The 575-nt window shown below is 42.4% G+C and carries 1 protein-coding gene; it reads left to right on the top strand.

The window, feature by feature from the left end:
* The coding region (locus tag ACTRWE_RS19245; RefSeq protein ID WP_462880536.1) for an AbgT family transporter at nucleotides 1–464 on the top strand (464 nt) is incomplete at its 5' end.
* Nucleotides 465–575: the final 111 nt, after the last annotated feature.

Below are 575 nucleotides of genomic sequence, written 5' to 3'. Positions count from 1 at the left end.
CATTTAGTAAATCAAACCTAGGTGCATTGCTGGCAATTGAAGGGGCTCAGGTATTAAAAGCAATGGAGTTACCGAGCTCTGTAACGGTCGTAGGGATTATTTTCTTAACTGGTTTTGTAAACTTATTTGTTGGTTCAAGTTCGGCTAAGTGGGCACTATTAGGTCCGGTATTTGTGCCTATGCTAATGCAACTCGGTATTTCGCCAGACTTAACGCAAGCGGCGTACCGTGTGGGAGATTCTAGCTCTAATATTATCACCCCGCTCATGCCATACTTCCCACTAGTTGTGGTGTACTGTCAAAAATACGTTAAAGGCACAGGCATAGGTACGCTTATCGCGATGATGCTACCGTATTCAATCGCCTTTATGATTGGCTGGAGTATCTTCTTGCTAGGCTACTGGGCACTCGGTATCCCATTAGGACTTGATGCCAGCTACGTGTACCCAGCAGTAGCGCCTTAACAAATATAATCGCTATAAAAAAGTAGAAGCCCCACCATGAACTGGTGGGGTTTTTTAGAACTTTAAATTAAGCATAATTTATTTAATCGGATTAGATAATAACTCTCTTAG

Source organism: Pseudoalteromonas sp. G5_S1_54_S4 (assembly GCF_054968565.1).
Note: the sequence above shows the minus strand (reverse complement) of the source record. Positions and strands in the feature narration are given on the sequence as shown.